Origin of the sequence: Rhizobium sp. YJ-22, from assembly GCF_029601685.1 — a bacterium.
Lineage (GTDB): Bacteria > Pseudomonadota > Alphaproteobacteria > Rhizobiales > Rhizobiaceae > Metarhizobium.
Genome location: NZ_JARRIR010000001.1, coordinates 275,184 through 294,541, shown reverse-complemented (window position 1 = coordinate 294,541; position 19,358 = coordinate 275,184). Strand labels below are relative to the sequence as shown.

The 19,358-nt window shown below is 64.5% G+C and carries 17 protein-coding genes; 13 read left to right on the top strand and 4 right to left on the bottom strand.

The annotated features are described in order from the left end of the window. Nucleotides 1–66: 66 nt before the first annotated feature. The 4 genes from P7F60_RS01410 to P7F60_RS01395 all read left to right on the top strand — a co-directional run bounded on the left by P7F60_RS01410 (nucleotide 67) and on the right by P7F60_RS01395 (nucleotide 2,353). A complete protein-coding gene (locus P7F60_RS01410; protein WP_277915914.1) occupies nucleotides 67–297 on the top strand; it encodes a DUF2007 domain-containing protein in 231 nt (76 codons plus the stop codon). Continuing rightward, nucleotides 284–1,057 carry a methyltransferase gene (locus P7F60_RS01405; RefSeq protein ID WP_277915913.1) on the top strand — a complete coding sequence of 258 codons (774 nt, stop codon included), beginning with the start codon at nucleotides 284–286 and terminating at the stop codon, nucleotides 1,055–1,057. Before P7F60_RS01410 ends, P7F60_RS01405 begins: the two co-directional genes overlap by 14 nt. 105 nt (nucleotides 1,058–1,162) lie before the next feature. After that, nucleotides 1,163–2,026, top strand: a complete 864-nt coding sequence (locus tag P7F60_RS01400) for a S49 family peptidase (protein ID WP_277915912.1) — start codon at nucleotides 1,163–1,165, stop codon at nucleotides 2,024–2,026. A 135-nt stretch (nucleotides 2,027–2,161) separates the two neighbouring features. Beyond that, on the top strand, nucleotides 2,162–2,353 hold the full coding sequence (locus P7F60_RS01395; RefSeq protein WP_277915911.1) for a hypothetical protein: 192 nt from the start codon (nucleotides 2,162–2,164) through the stop codon (nucleotides 2,351–2,353). 11 nt (nucleotides 2,354–2,364) lie between these two features. Here P7F60_RS01395 and P7F60_RS01390 read toward each other — a convergent pair whose 3' ends face one another. Further along, nucleotides 2,365–3,687: a TadE/TadG family type IV pilus assembly protein gene (locus P7F60_RS01390; protein ID WP_277915910.1), complete on the bottom strand. Its 1,323-nt coding sequence runs from the start codon at nucleotides 3,685–3,687 to the stop codon at nucleotides 2,365–2,367. Nucleotides 3,688–3,882: 195 nt separating this feature from the next. On the opposite strand from P7F60_RS01390, the gene P7F60_RS01385 reads away from it, so the two are divergent. The 5 genes from P7F60_RS01385 (at nucleotide 3,883) to P7F60_RS01365 (ending at nucleotide 10,309) form a co-directional block, all read left to right on the top strand. Continuing rightward, nucleotides 3,883–4,836, top strand: coding sequence for a glycine--tRNA ligase subunit alpha (locus tag P7F60_RS01385; protein WP_277915909.1), 954 nt, complete (start codon nucleotides 3,883–3,885; stop codon nucleotides 4,834–4,836). A 141-nt stretch (nucleotides 4,837–4,977) separates the two neighbouring features. Beyond that, nucleotides 4,978–5,529: a LemA family protein gene (locus tag P7F60_RS01380; protein ID WP_277915908.1), complete on the top strand. Its 552-nt coding sequence runs from the start codon at nucleotides 4,978–4,980 to the stop codon at nucleotides 5,527–5,529. 24 nt (nucleotides 5,530–5,553) lie between these two features. Beyond that, a complete protein-coding gene (locus tag P7F60_RS01375; protein ID WP_277915907.1) occupies nucleotides 5,554–7,470 on the top strand; it encodes a DUF2207 domain-containing protein in 1,917 nt (638 codons plus the stop codon). Nucleotides 7,471–7,565: 95 nt separating this feature from the next. Further along, nucleotides 7,566–9,794, top strand: coding sequence for a glycine--tRNA ligase subunit beta (gene glyS / locus P7F60_RS01370; protein WP_277915906.1), 2,229 nt, complete (start codon nucleotides 7,566–7,568; stop codon nucleotides 9,792–9,794). Nucleotides 9,795–9,796: 2 nt separating this feature from the next. Then, complete coding sequence (locus P7F60_RS01365) at nucleotides 9,797–10,309, top strand: DUF523 domain-containing protein (protein ID WP_277915905.1); 513 nt, start codon at nucleotides 9,797–9,799, stop codon at nucleotides 10,307–10,309. A gap of 219 nt (nucleotides 10,310–10,528) precedes the next feature. Here P7F60_RS01365 and P7F60_RS01360 read toward each other — a convergent pair whose 3' ends face one another. Both P7F60_RS01360 and purD read right to left on the bottom strand, forming a co-directional pair. After that, nucleotides 10,529–11,089, bottom strand: a complete 561-nt coding sequence (locus tag P7F60_RS01360; protein WP_277915904.1) for a plant virulence effector HPE1-like domain-containing protein — start codon at nucleotides 11,087–11,089, stop codon at nucleotides 10,529–10,531. Nucleotides 11,090–11,186: 97 nt separating this feature from the next. Beyond that, entirely contained in the window at nucleotides 11,187–12,458 is a 1,272-nt protein-coding gene (purD, locus tag P7F60_RS01355; protein WP_277915903.1) for a phosphoribosylamine--glycine ligase, read from the bottom strand. Nucleotides 12,459–12,633: 175 nt separating this feature from the next. Here purD and P7F60_RS01350 point away from each other — a divergent pair, with 175 nt between their 5' ends. From P7F60_RS01350 to ubiA, 4 genes are all read left to right on the top strand, one after another. Then, a complete protein-coding gene (locus P7F60_RS01350) occupies nucleotides 12,634–14,958 on the top strand; it encodes a Tex family protein (protein ID WP_277915902.1) in 2,325 nt (774 codons plus the stop codon). A 455-nt stretch (nucleotides 14,959–15,413) separates the two neighbouring features. Continuing rightward, complete coding sequence (locus tag P7F60_RS01345; RefSeq protein ID WP_277915901.1) at nucleotides 15,414–16,670, top strand: cyclopropane-fatty-acyl-phospholipid synthase family protein; 1,257 nt, start codon at nucleotides 15,414–15,416, stop codon at nucleotides 16,668–16,670. Nucleotides 16,671–16,803: 133 nt separating this feature from the next. After that, the gene (locus P7F60_RS01340) at nucleotides 16,804–17,613 is read left to right on the top strand and encodes a MipA/OmpV family protein (RefSeq protein ID WP_277915900.1); all 810 of its coding nucleotides are present in this window, start codon (nucleotides 16,804–16,806) and stop codon (nucleotides 17,611–17,613) included. An 86-nt stretch (nucleotides 17,614–17,699) separates the two neighbouring features. Beyond that, the gene (ubiA, locus tag P7F60_RS01335; RefSeq protein WP_277915899.1) at nucleotides 17,700–18,656 is read left to right on the top strand and encodes a 4-hydroxybenzoate octaprenyltransferase; all 957 of its coding nucleotides are present in this window, start codon (nucleotides 17,700–17,702) and stop codon (nucleotides 18,654–18,656) included. A 124-nt stretch (nucleotides 18,657–18,780) separates the two neighbouring features. On the opposite strand, the gene P7F60_RS01330 is transcribed toward ubiA, so the two are convergent. Continuing rightward, nucleotides 18,781–19,347, bottom strand: coding sequence for a DUF6101 family protein (locus P7F60_RS01330; RefSeq protein ID WP_277915898.1), 567 nt, complete (start codon nucleotides 19,345–19,347; stop codon nucleotides 18,781–18,783). Nucleotides 19,348–19,358 lie beyond the last annotated feature (11 nt).

The window sequence follows — 19,358 nt, the reverse complement described above, 5'->3', positions numbered from 1 at the left end:
CGGCAAGAGGCGATTTGCCACGTTCCCTTGAAATCGACGGAAATTGACGAAAGGAAGGCCCCACGAATGCTCGAACTCATCCGCACCAACGATGCCGTGCTCCTGTCCTTTGCCGAAAGCCTGATGCGCGATGCCGGCATTCATTGCCTTGTCGCCGACCAGGGCATGAGCATCCTCGAAGGGTCGCTCGGCATGTTGCCGCGCCGCTTCCTGGTCGAGGCGGAGCGGGCGGAGGAGGCCAAGCGCATCCTGATCGATGCCGGGCTCGGCGGGGCGCTGCGCGATGGCGACGCCTGAGACGGTCGACGCCTTCCATTACGGCCGCTTCCATGTGGTGCAGCCGAAGGGGCGCGGCCATCGCTCCGGCATGGATGCCATGCTGCTGGCGTCGCTCGTCGACGACGAAAGACCGGTCCGGGTCGCCGATCTCGGCGCGGGGGCGGGTGCGGCCGGCATGGCCGTCGCCTCGCGCCTCGACCGGGCTGAGGTGACGCTGTTCGAGCGCTCGCAGGAGATGGCCGACTATGCACGCCGCAGCATCGACCATCCGCTGAATGCCCGCATCGCCCCGCGCCTGACGCTTTTCCAGGCGGATGTGACCGCGACCGGCAATGCCCGCCGCGCCATGGGGCTGGAGGACGACGTCTTCGACCATGTCATCCTCAACCCGCCTTTCAACGACGGGTCCGACCGGCGCACGCCGGATGCGCTCAAGGCCGAGGCGCATGCGATGACCGAGGGCCTGTTCGAAAGCTGGCTGCGCACCGCAGGCGCGATCATGAGGCCCGGCGGGCAAGTGTCTTTGATCTCAAGGCCGGAATCGATCGCCGAAATCATCGATGCCTGCGGCCGGCGCTTCGGCGGGCTGGAGATCACGCCGCTTTATCCGCGCGCAGGCGAAAACGCCGTGCGTATCCTCGTCACCGCGATCAAGGGGTCGCGCGCGCGCCTGTCGCTGCGCGCAGCCCTTACCATGCACGACGAAGGCACGCATCGCTTCTCGGCCTATGTCGACGATCTCAACAACGGCCGCGCCGCTTATGCCCGAAAGCGTTGAAAAGCGGTTTTGCGTCCGGAATCGCGTAAAGCAGGGAATACGTCCTTGTGTTTGCCGTGGCGATGCACACATAACCGGCAGTATTTACGGAAACGGAACGAGAGAATGGCGGGTTTTCTGAAACGGCTGGTCCCCAAACGGCTTCGCAAGCGAGAATTGGTGATCCCGGTCGTGCGCCTGCAGGGCGCGATCATGGCCGATGGCTCGCCGCTGCGCCCGGCGCTTAACCTCGCTTCCATCTCCGCCTCGCTCGACAAGGCGTTTTCGATGAAGGACACGCCGGCCGTCGCCATCGCCGTCAATTCGCCCGGCGGCTCGCCGGTCCAGTCGCGGCTGATCTATAGCCGCATCCGGGCGTTGGCAGAGGAAAAGGGCAAGCGTGTCCATGTCTTCGTCGAGGATGTCGCGGCGTCGGGCGGCTATATGATCGCGCTCGCCGGCGACGAGATCGTCGCCGATCCGTCCTCGATCGTCGGCTCCATCGGCGTCGTTTCCGGCGGCTTCGGTTTTCCGGAGTTGCTGCGCAAGATCGGCGTCGAGCGCCGCATCTATACGGCGGGCGAGAACAAGGCGATCCTTGATCCCTTCCAGCCGGAAAAGCCCGGCGATATCGAGCACCTGAAATCGCTGCAGCTCGATATCCACGCCACTTTCATCGACATGGTCAAGGCCAGGCGCGGCCATCGCCTGTCCGGCGACCCGGAGGTGTTTTCCGGCCTGTTCTGGACCGGCACGCGCGGCCTCGAACTCGGCCTGATCGACGGCCTCGGCGACATGCGCGGCGAATTGCGCAAGCGTTACGGCGAGACGGTCAAACTGGAGCTGGTGACGGCGACGCGCGGCCTGCTCGGCCGGCGCATTCCCGGCGTCGGCGGCTCCTCAGCGGCGGTCGACATTGCCGGTGCGGCCGCGGGCGGCCTGGCGTCGGTGCTGGAAGAAAAGGCATTATGGGCCCGGTATGGGTTATAAGCCAAGCGGGCAAAGCGATTCCAGCAAAAGTGCGAAGCGGTTATGCGTCCGGAATTGGGTCAACGAAAAGCAATTCCAGCAAAGGTGTGAAGCGGTTTTGCGTCCGGAATTGCGTCAACAAAAAAGGGGAGGGGCATGCCACAACTGATTCTCATCATTCTTCTCGCGGTCTGCGGATGGCTGTTCTATCGCCGCTTCATCCGCGATGCCGAGAGACTGACGACCCGCACGCGCCAGCAGGAGCGCGAACGCGAAACCGGGGCCATGGGCACGCTGGTCAAGGATCCCGCGACCGGCGAATATCGCGTGCGCCGCGACGGCGAGTAAGCCGGCCGGCCTCAGCTTGCCAGCCGGGGCCGGTTGATGATCTTCATGAAAAGCGCCTGCATCGCATCGGAAATGCCCTGTGTCGGGCTCACCTCGAAGAACAGGCCGGGCGAGGCGCAGGCTTGCATCTTGGTGGAAATCTCGCTCTGGAACGGCTTGATCCAGCTGTTGTACCAGCTGTTCTTCGGCAGCGGCAGATAGGTGGTGTAGAGCACCGCGATGGAGATGCCGCGATCCTTCAAGGGTTTGCAGAAGGAAGTGTCGATCGGCTCCTGGCAGCGGTTTCCGGTCAGCGTCTTGGTGCAGCCCTTCGGCTTGTAGCTGTCGCCGACGCCGTCGGCGACGAAGAACAGCACCTTCTGCCGGTCGCTGGGCCCGGTACCGAGGCCGGGGGTGTCGATGATCGCGTTCATCTGCGTCAGGGCGCTGTCGAAGCTGGTCTGCTGGTCGTTGTTGTAGCCCTGCTTGGGAATGGTCATCAGGTCGACGGCGTCGGTAAACTTGCGCACGGTGTCGAGATTGGCGTTGGGCGCGGAGATCGCCGTCAGCTTGGCGTCCTCGGCCATGGCGCCGAAAGTATAGACGCCCATGCGGTACTGCTCGGGAAAACGCATGACGGATTTCGCCGTCTGCGTCAGTTCCTGCGTCGCCTTGCGCACGGTGTCGATGCGCATGGAAACGCCCAGCTTCTTGGCAAGATTATAGTAATTGTTGGGATTTCCGGTCTCGTGGCAGGCGAACGCGCATTTGTCGCCGGTATTGGCTTCCATCGTGGCGATGTCGGCCGGCGTCGCGCCGACGCCCATCGAAGGCGTGTTGTCGAGCAGCATGAAGAAATCGATATAGGAGCCGAGCTGATAGAGCGCCTTCGCCGTGCCGGAAATCGGGATGTAGGACTTGCCGATGACGCCGAGGAAGGTGGTCGGCACGCGCGCTTCGAAACTGACGTTGGATGACACGGTATTGGCATTGCGGGTGACGTCGACGTCGAGTTTCAGCGCGCCACTTTCGAATTCTTTCTCCACCGGGTCGGCGAGGCCGCGCGCGGCGAGCTGGGCGGTGAACAGCTTGCGCGCGTCGTCGATGGCGGCAGCGATCTGCCCGTCGGTCATCATCTGGCGCGCGGCGGCGATGCCGCTGGATTTTTCGGCGATGGCGCCGAGTGCTGCGGCATCGGCCGCCGCCAGCATGTGTTCGCGCTGGTCCAGCGCCCGGCTGAAATCGATGGCCAGCCCGACGACGCCGCACAGCGGCAGCGCCAGAAGCGCGGTGATGATGCCGAAATTTCCACCCCTGTCGCGCAACAGCCGGGCGATCTGTCCTGTTCCGCTCATGTTTTCCTCTGATGTCGGGCCGGGCGCCGCCGGTGCATACCGTCGCATAGCATCCGCGCCTTAATACCCGTCTAAGCAACATCGTTAAGGAACTGCCTCCGCGCCCGCCGCCCGGCCCCAAAAGCCTTGACCCGTGGGCCGTGGCATGGCACCTGTCCGCGTAATTCCAAGACAGCTACAACAGTGATATCGCCGATGACGCCTTCGCTCCTGCCCGACCATATGCACCCGACCCGCTCGTTCCAGGGTCTGATCCTGACGCTGCATAACTACTGGGCGGACAAGGGTTGCGCCGTGCTGCAGCCCTACGACATGGAGGTCGGCGCCGGCACCTTCCATCCGGCGACCACGTTGCGCGCGCTCGGCCCCAAGCCGTGGAAGGCCGCCTATGTGCAGCCATCGCGCCGCCCCTCGGACGGTCGCTACGGCGAGAACCCGAACCGGCTGCAGCATTATTACCAGTATCAGGTCATCCTGAAGCCGAACCCGTCCAACCTGCAGGAGCTCTATCTCGGCTCGCTGGAGGCCATCGGCCTCGATCCGCTGCTGCACGATATCCGCTTCGTCGAGGACGACTGGGAAAGCCCGACGCTCGGCGCCTGGGGTCTCGGCTGGGAGTGCTGGTGCGACGGAATGGAAGTCTCGCAGTTCACCTATTTCCAGCAGGTCTGCGGCATCGAATGCGCGCCGGTCTCGGGTGAGCTGACCTACGGCCTCGAACGCCTCGCCATGTATGTGCAGGGCGTCGACAACGTCTACGACCTCAACTTCAACGGCCGCGAGGGCGACGAGAAGATCACCTATGGCGATGTCTTCCTGCAGGCCGAGCAGGAATATTCCCGCCATAACTTCGAATATGCCAATACCGAGATGCTGCATCGCCATTTCATCGATGCGGAAAAGGAATGCCAGGCGCTGCTCGCCGCCGGAGCGCCCGGCGATACCAACGCCCTGCACAAATGCGTGCTGCCGGCCTACGACCAGTGCATCAAGGCGTCCCACGTCTTCAACCTGCTCGATGCGCGCGGCGTCATCTCGGTGACCGAGCGCCAGGCCTATATCCTGCGCGTGCGCACGCTGGCGAAAGCCTGCGGCGAAGCCTTCCTGCTGACCGACGCCGGCGGCGCCAACTGGGTCAAGGCCGCCTGATCGGCAATCGCCCCTCTTCCCGCGCAAGTCGCGGGACTCATTCCCCGTAAAAGACCATTCCGTTTCGCCAAAACCTTAGGTAACACTAGGGGACGGCAAGCGCCGGTGCGGCGCGCCCGAAAGCAAAACGGGGACGAAACGGTGATCTATGTTCTGATTGTCGTCGCGGTCATCGCGATCTACGTCATTTTGATCTATAACGGTCTGGTCAAGGCCCGGCAGATGGCCCAGGAGGCCTGGTCGGGCATCGACGTGCAGCTCAAGCGCCGCGCCGACCTCATTCCCAATCTGGTCGAGACGGTCAAGGGCTATGCCTCCCATGAAAAGGACACGCTGCGCGAAGTGACGGAACTGCGCACCCGGGCGCAATCCGTGCCGCCGGGCGATGTCGCCGGCCGCGCGGCGGTGGAGGGCGCGCTGTCGCAGGCCATCGGCCGGCTGCTGGCGGTCGCCGAAGCCTATCCCGACCTCAAGGCCAACCAGAATTTCGCCGAGCTGCAACGCTCGCTGGAAGGCGTCGAAGGCGAGTTGCAGATGTCGCGCCGCTATTACAACGGCGCCGCCCGCGACCTGAACGTCAAGGTCGAGAGTTTTCCCTCGAACCTGATCGCCGGTCCCTTCGGTTTCAACAAGGCGGCCTTCTTCGAAATCACCAACGAGGCCGACCGCGCCGTGCCGACGGTGAAATTCTGAACCCGCGCCGGGGGAGTTGTCGTCATGACCCGCTTCTTCGCCGCCATCCTCGGATTTTGCGCGCTCTGCCTTGTCGCGGCCGGCGCCAGGGCCGAGGAGTATATCGCCGCCTTCGACCAGCAGATCGTGCTTTCGCGCGATGGCACGATGACGGTCACCGAAACCATCGACGCCAATGGCGAGGGCCGCGACATCAAGCGCGGCATTTTCCGCGATTTTCCGCTGACCATGGTCGATGCGAAGGGCCGCAAGCAGACGGTGGATTTCGACCTGCGCTCGGTCGAGCGCGACGGCAACAAGGAAGACTATCATACCGAAAGCATTTCCGGCGGCATCCGCATCTATATCGGTAACAAGGACGTGATCCTGCCGCCGGGCATGCATCGCTATCGCCTGACCTATACTACCGGCCGCCAGATCCGCTATTTCGCCGATCACGACGAGCTTTACTGGAACGTCACCGGCAATGGCTGGCTGTTCCCGATCAATGCCGTTTCCGCCAGCGTGACGCTGCCGGAGGGTGCGAAGGTGCTGGACACGATCTATTTCACCGGTCCCCTCGGCGCCACCGGCAAGGATGCCACGGCGAAGGCCTCCGGCAACCATGTCGATGTCTCGACCACCCGGCCGCTCGGGGCCGGCGAGGGCCTGACCTTCGCCCTCAGCCTGCCGAAGGGCGTGATCGACCCGCCGAGCGCGGCGCAGAACGCCGCCTGGGCGCTGCGTGACAGCATGGCCTATGTCTTCGGGCTCGGCGGCTTCGCCGCCGTCTTCTTCTATTACCTCTGGTCCTGGGTGAAGGTCGGGCGCGATCCGAGCGCCGGCGTGATGGTGCCGCGCTGGGATGCGCCGGACGGGATTTCGCCCGCGCTGGTCAACTATATCGACAACAAGGGATTTTCCGGCGGCGGCTGGACGGCCTTTTCCGCCACCGCCATCAATCTCGCCGTGCGCGGCTATGTGGTGCTGGAGGATCTGACCGGCTCGGTCTCCATCCGCCGCACCGAAAAGCCGGTGACCGAAAAGCTGGAAACCGGCGAAAAGCGCCTGCTCGATACGGTGCCTTCCCCCGGTGCGACGCTGAAGATCGACAAGGCCAATGGCGCGCGCATCAAGACGGTCGGCGAGACGTTTCGCGCCGCCATCGAGAAGGAGCATCGCGGCGAGTATTATAGGGCCAATATCGGCTATATCGTCCTCGGCGCGGCGCTGAGCCTCGCCGCCATCGCCGGCGTGGTCTTCCTCGGCGGCCTGTCGGATACGGCGATGGCGATGCTGGTCGGCGGCGTGGTCGTCGCCGTCGTCATCGGCTGGATTTCGCTGTCGCTGATTTCGGGGACGCGCAAGATGAATTCGCTGGTCGCCCGCATATTTCTGATCATCGTCGCCGCCGTGCTGATGTTCTTCGGCGCCGGCATCCTGCTGGCGATCGCCGCCGGCGCCTATGTCGAGCTTGGCGATCCGCATGAATACCTGCCGGTCTATGGCGTCGGCGGCATCGCGCTGCTCAACATCCTCTATTTCTTCATCATGGGTGCGCCGACACCGCTGGGACGGCGGATGATGGACGGTATCGACGGGTTGCGCCAATACCTGACGCTGGCCGAGAAGGACCGCATGAACATGGCCGGCGCCCCCGCCATGTCGCCGCAGCATTTCGAGACGCTGCTGCCTTATGCCGTTGCCCTCGGCGTCGAAAAGCCGTGGTCGGAGGCCTTCGAGACCTGGCTGAAGACGGCGGCCGCGGGTGCCGTCGCCTACAGCCCTGTCTGGTATGCCGGCAGTCATGGCAATATCGGCGAGCGCATAGGCGGCTTTTCCTCGTCGATGGCGAGCACGATCCGCTCGACGCTGCCGGCGCCGCAGTCGTCCTCCTCGTCAGGCTTTTCCGGCGGCTCCTCCGGTGGCGGCGGCGGCGGCGGGGGGGGCGGAGGCTGGTAACTGCCCGCCAGTTTTTGAAGCCTTAGCGGATGACAAGTGCGCGCCGGCTTGCTAAGTCGGCGGCTCTCCGTTTGCGAACCGAAAAGTCTGACCCGATGCCCGATCTTCTCATCGAACTCCGCTCCGAGGAAATTCCCGCCCGCATGCAGCGCAAGGCGGCGGGCGATCTGAAAAAGCTGGTCACCGATGCGCTGGTGGAAGCAGGCCTGACTTACGAGGGCGCCCGCGAATACTGGACGCCGCGCCGCCTGACGCTGGACATTCGCGGCCTGACCGCCCGCTCCGCCGATGTGCGCGAGGAAAAGAAAGGCCCGCGCACCGATGCCAACGAAAAGGCCATCGAAGGCTTTCTGCGCTCGGCCGGGCTTGCCTCGGTCAGCGAAGCGCAGGTGCAGAGCGATCCGAAGAAGGGTGATTTCTACGTTGCGGTCGTCGTCAGACCCGGCCGGGCGGCGGAAGAGATCGTCGCCGAGGTGATGCCCGGCATCATCCGCAACTTCCCCTGGGGCAAGCCGATGCGCTGGGGCGCGGCCTCGGCCGAACCCGGTTCGCTGCGCTGGGTGCGCCCCCTGCAATCCATCGTCTGCACGTTCGGCTCGGAGCATGACGAAACCGTGGTCATCCCCTTCGAGATCGACGGCATCGTCGCGTCCAACGTCACCTATGGCCATCGCTTCCATGCGCCGCAGGCGATCACCGTGCGCCGCTTCGACGATTACGCCGCCAGCCTCGAAAAGGCGAAGGTGGTGCTGGATGCCGAGCGCCGCAAGCAGATCATCGCCCAGGACGCCGCCAACCTGACCTTTGCCAACGGCCTCGATCTGGTCGAGGACGAGGGCCTGCTGGAGGAAGTCTCCGGCCTTGTGGAATATCCGCAGGTGCTGATGGGCACGTTCGAGGAGGATTACCTCGCCATCCCCGGCGAAATCATCCGCCTGACCATCAAGACCAACCAGAAATGTTTCGTCACCCGCCGCCAGGGCAGCGAAGACCTTTCCAACCATTTCATCCTCGTCTCGAACATCGAGGCCAAGGACGGCGGCAAGGAAATCGTCCACGGCAACGGCAAGGTCGTGCGCGCCCGCCTGTCGGACGCCAAGCATTTCTGGACCCGCGACCAGGGCGACCTGCCCGATCTCGACACGCTGAAGCCATCGGCCGAAAAATTCGGCCTGGATCTCAAAAAACCGCTCGACCAGCGCATGGCCAAGCTCGATGCGCTGAACGTCACCTTCCATGCCAAGCTCGGCACCCAAGGCGAACGCGTCGCCCGCATCCGCGCTCTGGCGGAAAAGCTGGCGCCCATCGTCGGCGCCGATGCCTCGCTGGTGGAGCGCGCCGTGGTGTTGGCCAAGGCCGACCTGCGCACTGAGGCCGTCGGCGAATTCCCCGAGCTTCAGGGCGTCATGGGCCGCAAATATGCCGGCCTACAGGGCGAGCCAGCATCGGTCGCCATTGCCATCGAAGACCACTACAAGCCGCAAGGCCCTTCGGATCGCGTGCCGGACGACAAGGTGGCGATCACGGTCGCCTTGGCTGACAAGCTCGATACTCTGAGCGGCTTCTGGACTATAGGTGAAAAGCCAACGGGCTCGAAGGATCCTTACGCGCTGCGTCGCGCGGCGCTTAGTATCGTCCGCATTGCATTGGAGCGTAAAGTCCGTTTGCCGCTGTTCGATCTATTGAAGAGCCAAAAAGAGAATATCCAAGAATCTATCCGTGCGACTCAGGCAAGAGAAAAAGCCGGATTTCTTGGATTGATAGTAGAAATACATGGGGTTGTTGGTGATGGACTGGATTGTGAACGCGACCTCCTGTCCTTCTTCCACGACCGCTTAAAAGTCTACCTGCGCGATCAGGGCGCGCGCCACGACATCATCGATGCCGTGCTGACGCCGGACGCCGACGATCTGTTGATGGTCGCCCGCCGCGCCGAGGCGCTGACCGCCTTCATCACCTCCGAGGACGGCAAGAACCTGCTGGCCGGCACCAAGCGCGCCACACAGCTTCTTGCGGCCGAAGAAAAGAAGGGCACCGTCGTCGCCGATGGCGTCTCGGAGGCGCTGCTGAAGCTCGACGCCGAAAAGGCGCTGTTTGCCGCGATCACGCAAGCCACCAAGGCCGCCGCCGAAGCGGTCGCGACGGAAGATTTCCGCTCCGCCATGCAGGCGCTGTCTACGCTCCGCGGCCCGGTCGACACCTTCTTCGAGGATGTTCTGGTCAATGACGAGGACGCCGCCATCCGCGCCAATCGTCTGGCACTGTTGAAGGCAATCCGCGAGGCGACCGGCACCGTCGCCGATTTTTCCAAGATCGCCGGCTGACATTGCGCGGGCGCGGGCCGGAAAAAATCCTGGTCAGCGCCTGCCTGATGGGGCAGGCGGTGCGCTATGACGGCGCCGCCAAGCCGCTCTCCCATCCGATCATGGACCGCTGGCGGGCCGAGAGGCGGCTGGTCACCCTGTGCCCGGAAATGTCCGCCGGCCTGCCCGTGCCACGCCCGCCCGCCGAAATCGAGGCCGGCGCCGATGGCGAGGCGGTGCTGGACGGCCACGCCCGCATCCTCGAAATCACCGGCGGCGACGTCACCGAACCCTTCCTCGCCGGCGCGCAAAATGCGCTTGCCCTCGCGCACGCCGAAAATTGCCGCTTCGCGCTGCTGATCGACGGCAGTCCGTCCTGCGGCTCCGGCTTCATCTATGACGGCACGTTTTCCGGCACCCGCCATGCCGGCAACGGCGTGGTTGCCGCGCTGCTGCGACGCGAGGGGATCGCGGTCTACGCCCATAGTGAGATCGAGGCATTGGCGGCGCGGATCATGGCGCTGGAAGCAGAGTAACCGGCGCCAGGCAAAGTTCGCTGATTTTCGCAGATGCGACCGGTGATGTGAAACGGAGCATCCCGAGGGAGAAGGGATTTGCGGCAGCGATGTGCTTCATACTGCAAAGCCGAAAGAGGGCGTTCACACCCGAAACGCAAAGCGCCTCCGATGGATGAGATCGGAGGCGCTGGGGCCCTTGGGCCGGTGGATCGGCTGGTGGGGCAGGGAACGGGGCGATTATGGCTGCAAACGAAGTTCAAATTTTGACGCGTCTAGCGGTTTGACGGCTGCGGCCGTTTCGACCGGTGCGGCAGCGGCCGGATCGGTGTCCAGCGCCGCCGTGGTGGCCGACTTGTCGATGCCGTCGCGCGGCGGCGCGGCGGTCGTGCCGATGGCGGCGGCTTCGATGGCCTGTGTCTGCGTGCTGATCATGGAGTCGGCGACGGGAACGGCCGTGGCGGGTTTGGTTGCCGGGGCTGTTGTCGCCGGCTGGGCGGTCTCGTCCTGCTTCGGCGGGTTGCTGATATAGACGACCGGCGAGCCGCCCATCCAGGCCTCGGTGCGCACCACTTTCTTCTCGCCGTTGATGTCCTTCAGTTCGATCGTCTGCGTGCCCGTGCGCAGCGCTGGCACGATATAGCTGTCGCGATGCACGACGGGCTTGGGGGCCGGGCAATCGGCGCAGGATTTGACGACGATGCTGCCGGCCTTCGTCGTCGCGCCGACCGTCTCAATGGACGAGGCGAGCGCCGGCCCGGCAAGGATCAGGGCGGTGGCGAGGGTGAAGTGAAAGCGCATGGAACGAACTCCCGTCGATCTTTGAACGGGAGACTATGCTCGCTTCCTTTCGATCCGGTCAGGATCTTCGGTAAAAATTGAACGAAGCGTCGGTTTTTCAGCCACGCTCGCGTTCGACCGCCCGCCAGCCGATGTCGCGGCGGCAGAAACCGTTGTCCCACTCCACCGCATCGACCAGCGCATAGGCGCGCGCCTGCGCCTCGCCGACGCTCGCGCCGCGGGCGGTGACGTTGAGCACACGGCCGCCGGTCGCGACGAGTTGCCCGTCCTTCAAGGCTGTGCCGGCATGGAACACCTTTGCTCCGTTCTGCGGATCGGGCAGGGCGCGGATCGGCGTGTTCTTGTCGTAGGCGCCGGGATACCCCTTGGAGGCCAGCACCACGGTCAGCGCCGCGTCGTCGCTCCATTCGGCGGAGACCCGGTCCAGCGTGCCGGTGGCGGCGGCGTTGAGCAGCGGCAACAGGTCGCTTTGCAGCCGCATCATCAGCACCTGGCATTCCGGATCGCCGAAGCGGACATTGTATTCGATCAGTTCCGGTCCCCTGGCGGTGATCATCAGCCCGGCGAAGAGCACGCCGGTGAAGGGGTAGCCGCTTTCGGCCATGCCGCGAATGGTCGGCTCGATGATCTCCTTCATCGTCCGCTCGACCATGTCGGGCGTCATCACCGGGGCGGGAGAATAGGCGCCCATGCCGCCGGTATTCGGACCGGTATCGCCGTCGCCGACGCGCTTGTGATCCTGAGCGGTGGCGAGCGCCAAAGCCGTCTTGCCGTCGGAGAGGCAGAAGAAGCTGGCTTCCTCGCCATCGAGGAACGCCTCGACCACGACTTCCGCGCCCGCAGCGCCGAATGCGCCCTCGAAGCAGTCATCGACGGCGGCCAGCGCCTCTTCGACGGTCATGGCCACCGTCACGCCCTTGCCGGCGGCAAGCCCATCCGCCTTGACGACGATCGGCGCGCCCTGCTGGCGGATATAGGCCTTGGCCTTCGGAGCATTATTGAAACGCTCATAGGCGCCGGTCGGTATGTCGTAGCGGGCGCAGAGATCCTTGGTAAAACCCTTGGAGCCTTCCAACTGGGCAGCCGCCGCCGAAGGTCCGAAAGTGGCGATGCCGCCGGCACGCAACGCATCGGCAAGTCCGGCGACCAGCGGCGCTTCCGGCCCGACGACGACGAGGTCGATGTCCGCCTCGCGGCAGAAGCTCAGGACGGCGGCATGATCGTCGGTATTGAGCGAGAGCAGGGTGGCGCATTCGCCGATGCCCGGATTACCCGGCGCGGCGAAGAGTTCGGTCAGAAGCGGCGATTGCTTCAGTTTCCATGCCAGCGCATGTTCGCGTCCACCCGATCCGATCAGCAGAACCTTCATCGCTTGTCCCTTCCTTTCCGACTTCTGGCGGGTTAAGGGCGCAAGGGACAAAGGTCAAGGGCCGAAGGCGGGGAGGGCGGCGCGCTTTCCTGTGGGCGCGACCAAGGAAACCGTTGTTTGGCCGGCTTGCATCGCTATCTTCGGCCGAATCGCAATCGTCGACAGGAAGTGAACCATGGCCGCAGACACCGCCGCTCTCGCCGCGATCATCGCCTCGGAAATCAACGCCCGCGCGGGGCAGGTGACGGCCGCCATCGGCCTGCTCGACGAAGGCGCGACCGTGCCCTTCATCGCCCGCTACCGCAAGGAAGTGACCGGCGGGCTGGACGACACCCAGTTGCGCACGCTGTCGGAGCGCCTGGTCTACCTGCGCGAACTCGGCGCGCGGCGCAAGGCGATCCTCGACAGTATCGACGGCCAGGGCAAGATGACCGAGGAACTGCGCGGCAAGATCGACGCCGCCGTCACCAAGGCGGAGCTGGAAGATCTCTATCTGCCCTACAAGCCGAAGCGCCGCACCCGCGCCGAAATCGCCCGCGAGCGCGGACTTGCCCCGCTGGCCGAGGCCATCCTCGCAAACCGCGTTGCCGAGCCGGCGAAACTGGCCGAAACCTATCTGTCGGCCGATGTGGCGGATGTGAAGACGGCGCTGGAAGGCGCCCGCGACATTATCGCCGAAGGCATGACCGAAAATGCCGACCTGCTCGGCCGCCTGCGCAACTATATGAAGGACCGCGCCTTCCTGCGCGCCAAGGTGATCGACGGCAAGCAGGCCTCGGGTGAAAAATTCGCCGATTATTTCGACCATGCCGAACGCTGGGCGACCGTTCCCGGCCACCGCGCGCTCGCCATGCTGCGCGGCTGGAACGAGGAAGTGCTGGCGTTGACCATCGATGTCGATGCCGAGGATACCTCGGCGGTCAAACCCGTCGAGCGGACGATTGCGGCGGCTTACGAGATCGGCCAAAAGGGTGCTGCCGACCGCTGGCTGGCCGACGTCGCAGGCTGGACTTGGCGGGTAAAACTCTCGGTGTCGCTCTCCCTCGACCTGATGCGCGAATTGCGCGAACGGGCGGAGGAGGAGGCGATCCACGTCTTCGCCCGCAACCTGAAGGATTTGCTGCTCGCCGCGCCCGCCGGCTCTCGCGCCACCATGGGCCTCGATCCCGGCATCCGCACCGGCGTCAAGGTGGCGATCGTCGACGGCACCGGCAAGCTCTTGGAAACCACCACCGTCTATCCCTTCCCGCCGAAGAACGACGTGCGCGGCACGCAGGCCGAGCTGGCATCGCTGATCCGCAAGCACAAGGTCGAGTTGATCGCCATCGGCAACGGCACCGGCAGCCGCGAGACGGAAAAGCTGGTGGCCGACATGCTCGCCGCCCTGCCGGCGCCGAAGCCGACCAAGGTCATCGTTTCGGAAGCCGGCGCTTCGATCTATTCGGCTTCCGAAACGGCGGCCAGGGAATTCCCCAACATCGACGTGTCGCTGCGCGGCGCCGTCTCGATTGCGCGCCGCCTGCAGGATCCGCTGGCGGAGCTGGTCAAGATCGACCCGAAATCCATCGGCGTCGGCCAGTATCAGCACGATGTCGATCAGCAGCGCCTCAGCCGCTCGCTGGATGCGGTGGTCGAAGATGCGGTGAATGCCGTCGGCGTCGATCTCAACACGGCCTCGCCGCCGCTGCTGGCCCGCGTTTCCGGTCTCGGGCCGTCGATTGCCGAATCCATCGTCGCCCATCGCGACCAGACCGGCCCGTTTGCCAGCCGCAAGGATCTCTTGAAGGTGCCGCGCCTCGGCAACCGCACCTTCGAGCAATGCGCCGGCTTCCTGCGCATTCCGGGTGGCAAGGAACCGCTGGATGCGTCCTCCGTCCACCCGGAAGCCTATGGCGTCGCCAAGAAGATCGTCGCCGCCTGCGGTCGCGACCTGCGCAGCCTGATGGGCGACAGCCAGGTGCTGAAGGGTCTCGACCCCCGCCAGTTCGTGGACGAGACTTTTGGTCTGCCGACTGTGCGCGATATCATCGCCGAGCTGGAAAAACCCGGTCGCGACCCGCGCCCGAGTTTCAAGACCGCGACCTTTGCGGAAGGTGTGAACGAAATTTCCGACCTCGTGCCCGGCATGGTGCTGGAGGGCACGGTCACCAATGTCGCCGCCTTCGGCGCCTTCGTCGATATCGGCGTGCATCAGGACGGGCTGGTGCATGTCTCCCAGCTCGCCGACCGCTTCGTCAAGGATCCGCATGAGGTGGTCAAGGCCGGCGATATCGTCAAGGTGCGGGTGGTCGAGGTCGATGCCAAGCGCAAGCGCATCGGCCTGTCGATGCGCAAGGATGATGGCGCCATGCCGTCCTCGCCGTCCCGCGATGCCAAGTCCGGCGGCGGTCCCAAGCCCGGCGGCCTCAAGCCCGGTGGAAAGCCGCCGCAGGCCGGCAAGAAGCCGGAAACGCAAGGGAGTCTCGGCGCTGCACTGGCCGCGGCAATGCAGCGCAAATAGCGCTTGTTTACCGTAAAGCGTCGGGACTGTTGTTATTCTGCAACAGTCCCGACAAGAGCATTCGGAATCGCCGGAATCGACTTGTCATTTGCTAAGGTCGGCATAGATTTTTTCAGTGTGAAAAGTCTGGTTCCGTCAGTTCTTGTATGATTGCAGGATTGGCCGGAGCCGACAACTGGCCAGGCCTGCCAGACCGACCGGTTGCCTGCTTCGGGACGATCCCCAACCGAAGAGCGAGAGGCTTGCAGTCTGTGCCTGAATGCGTGGGAAGCGGCCGGAATATGGCCGTGCCTTCCATTCCCGTCAGTCCATGCAAGCCTCCCGAAACGACTGCCGATCCGCTTTTCATGATTGCGGAGCCTCAAGCCCTTGAGAGGTCGCGGCTCGTTAGGTTTGCGCATCGACGCCGGCCTGCCGGCGCCTTTTCGATGCCGGTCAAGGTTTGGGGGTTTTGCATGTCATTGGATTTGCGTGGTCTGATCGGTCGCATCGTCCGCAAGGGAAACCTGACGATCGTTTATGCCTCGGGCGAAACGGTCGTCTATGGCGATGACGGGGGGACGGCAGTGCGTATCCGGCTGGCGGACGCGGCGGCCGAGGCGGAACTGGCCGCCGACCCGACGCTGAAGCTTGGCGAGCTTTTCATGGACGGCCGCTTCGTCATGGAGCAGGGCAGCATCTATGATTTCCTCGAACTGGTGAAGGGCAACACCATTAACGAGGTGTTTTCTCCCCTTATGGCGGCGCGGCTGATCGGCCGCACGGTGGTGTCGCAGATCGCCGCCCGCAACCCGATCAACCGCAACCGCTACAACGTCGCCCATCATTACGACCTGAGCGCAAAACTGTTCGACCTGTTCCTCGACGAGGACTGGCAGTATTCCTGCGCGTATTTCAATCCGCCTGGCATCGGCCTGGACGAGGCGCAGCTCGCCAAGAAGCGGCATATCGCCGCCAAGCTGCTGCTGGAGCCCGACCAGTCCATTCTTGAAATCGGCTCCGGCTGGGGCGGCATGGCGATGTATCTGTCGGAAGCCGTCGGCGCCGACGTCACCGGCATCACGCTCAGCGAAGAGCAGCTCAAGGTCTCGCGCGACCGCGCCGCCAGGCGCGGCCTGTCGAACCGCGTGCGGTTCGAGCTGCAGGATTACCGCTACCTGAAATCCCAGACCTACGACCGCATCGTCTCGGTCGGCATGTTCGAGCATGTCGGCCGCACGCATTACGATCGCTTCTTCCGCAAGGCGGCGGAATTGCTGTCGCGGGATGGCGTCATGGTGCTGCATTCCATCGGCCGTCCCAAGCCGAGCTACATGACCAATCCCTTCATCGAGAAGTATATTTTCCCTGGCGGCTATATCCCGTCCGTCGGCGAGGTCGTGCCCTCGGTGGAAAAGGCGGGGCTTCTGGTGCGCGACGTCGAGATCCTGCCGCTGCACTATGCCCAGACGCTGCGCGCCTGGCGCGAGCGCTTCGTCGCCCGCAAGGCGGAGGCGGTGGCGCTCTATGACGAGCGCTTCTTCCGCATGTGGGAATTCTATCTCGCAGGTTCCGAAATCGCCTTCCGTTGGGACGAGCTGTTCGTCTTTCAGATGCAGATCGCCCGTCAGCAATTCGCCACGCCCGACAACCGTAACTACATCCAGGAGCGGGAGGCCGTGCTCAAGCAATTCGAGGCGACCCGGCCGCCGCTGGAGAGGGTGGCGTTCTGAGCCCTATACCGATGCGCGCAGTGCGCCCCACGCCCCTTGGTTAACAGGCTGGTAAGCCGCGCGGTTTAGGTTGCGTGAAAATCCACCGGCCGAGGCGCCGGCTGGTTCTGTCTTGCGTCAAAGGGGTGCCCTCATGCTCAGGTTCTTCGCCTCCGCCGCTGCCGCGGCGGTGCTGCTTTCGTCGGCGTCGTCCGCCTGTGCCGGTGATGGCCGGCCCTGGTGGTCCGGGGACTGGTACGTGTCGGTGGGTGGCGCTGCTTTCTCCGCGCCGCGCTTCGAGGGTGCCAACAGCCGCAAGCTGCAATTCGCGCCGATGTTCTCGGTCGGCAAGGTCGGGCCGGCCGTGCGGTTTTCCTCGCGCAACGACAATCCGTCCGTCTCGCTGTTCGACAATGGCGCGGTGCGCGCCGGCATCGTCGGCAAGCTGGTGACCAAGCGCGACGAGGGCACCGATGCCGAGCTGGCCGGCCTGTCCGAAGTGCGCTGGGGGCTGGAGGCCGGCGGTTTCGTCGAGGTCTATCCGACCGAATGGCTGCGGGCGCGCGCCGAGGTCCGCCACGGTATCCGCAGCCATCAGGGCGTCGTTGCCGATCTCGCCGTCGATGCCTTCACTGATATCACGCCGACCCTGCGCCTCTCCGGCGGCCCGCGCGCCACCCTCGCCAGCGCCAAGTTCTTCGATGCCTATTACGGCGTCGATGCCGCCGAATCGGCCAAATCCGGCCTCAGCCAATACGAGCCGGGGAGCGGCGTGCATTCGCTCGGCGCAGGTGCGGCGCTCACCTGGCAGGCGACGGACGCGATCACCACCAGCGCCTTTACCGAATATCGCCGTCTGACCGGCCCCTCCGCCGATAGCAGCCTGGTGCGCGAACGCGGCGCGCGCGACCAGCTCCTGATCGGCCTCTCCGCCACCTACAAGTTCGGCTTCACCCTCGACTGAAGGCTGGCGACCAGGGCGAAAAGGGATTTCGAACCTGACGGCGATGCTGTAGAGCGTTTGAACGAAGAACGCCGCAGGAATCGCCCATGCTGTCCGATATCGTTTCGCCCGGCCGCGTCGCCGACGCCCCCTCGGGAAATTTCGTCTACCGGCTGCTGCCGCGCTGGCTGTGGCCCTATGCGCAGCTCGCCCGCTGGGACCGGCCGATCGGCTGGCAACTGCTGATGTGGCCCTGCTTCTGGTCGGCGGCGCTGGCCGGCAATGCGGCGATGGCGCAAGGCGCATTTTCCTTCGGCCGCTTCGTCTTCCACCTCTTCCTGTTCTTCCTCGGCGCGGTCGCCATGCGCGGTGCGGGCTGCACCTATAACGATATCGTCGACCACGATATCGACATGCAGGTGGCGCGCACCCGCTCTCGCCCGCTGCCCTCCGGTCGCGTCAGCCGGCTGCAGGCGAAGATTTTCCTGTTGCTGCAAGCGCTTGTCGGGTTGATCGTGCTGTTGCAGTTCAACGGCTTCACCATTTTTCTCGGTATTCTGTCGCTCGGTATCGTCGCGATCTATCCCTTCGCCAAACGCTTCACCGACTGGCCGCAATTCTTTCTGGGACTTGCCTTTTCCTGGGGCGCGCTGGTCGGCTGGTCGGCGGTCTTCGGATCAATATCCTTTGCGGCGATCGCTCTCTACATCGCGGCGATCGCCTGGACGATCGGTTACGACACGATCTATGCCCATCAGGACAAGGAGGACGATGCGCTGATCGGCGTGCGCTCCACCGCCCGCCTGTTCGGCGATGCGACGCGCTGGTGGCTGATCCTGCTCTATGGGCTGACGCTGCTTCTGCTGTTGATCGCCTTCATCGCCGGCGGCGCGGCGTTTCCGGCCTATCTCGGCTGGCTCGCCGCCGCGATCCTGCTCGTCTGGCAGATCGCCGTGCTCGACATCGACGATCCCGCCGATTGCCTTGCCCTGTTCAAGTCGAACAACCGGGTCGGGGCTATCCTGTTTCTCGGGCTGACGCTCGCCATTCCCTTCGCCGGATAAATACAAACGCCGTCCCCTCCGCAGGGATGGGAGGGGACGGCGTCTTCGCGGTGGATCGCGGAGGTCTGTACATTCATAACGCGCGAAGCGTGCTTTCGTTCGCTTCGCCGGTTGGGGAAACGCGTCAGCTGCGGGCGATGATCTCGCGTCCCTCGATGCGCATGGCGACGCCGAGCTTGCCGGTGCGGCGGCGCACGAGGAAACGCGGGCGGCGCGCGGCGAAATGCGAATGGCGGCGGCGCGGCTTTGCCGCATCGGTGCGCACGTCGCCGAGATGATCTTCCAGCGGCCGGGCGACGCCGTCGGCTTCGACCATCAGCATCGGGATCTTGTAGAATTGCGACCAGCTGCGCCAGTCGGCGGCGATATCGCAGAGATCGTGGGCGACGAGCAGCGGAATGCACAGATCCGGATCGTCGTGATGCAGTTCCAGCGTCACCGTCACCTGGCCGTTGCCATGGTCTATGGCGCGGGCGGCGACGCCCTTGAAGGCGCGGGCCGGCAGCGCGATCGACAGCGGCAGGCCGCTGCCGGAGAGAACCTTGCGCATCACGGCGCCGCGTTCGTCGAGCGTGATCGTGACGCCGCCGCTGTCGGTCCGGGCGGAAAGGCTCACCTGCTGCGGAAAGCGCGTCGGATCGACCCTGAGCGTCGTTCCTGCCCATGCGGGCTTCATCACCGTGTTCGTCATCGTTTCTTACC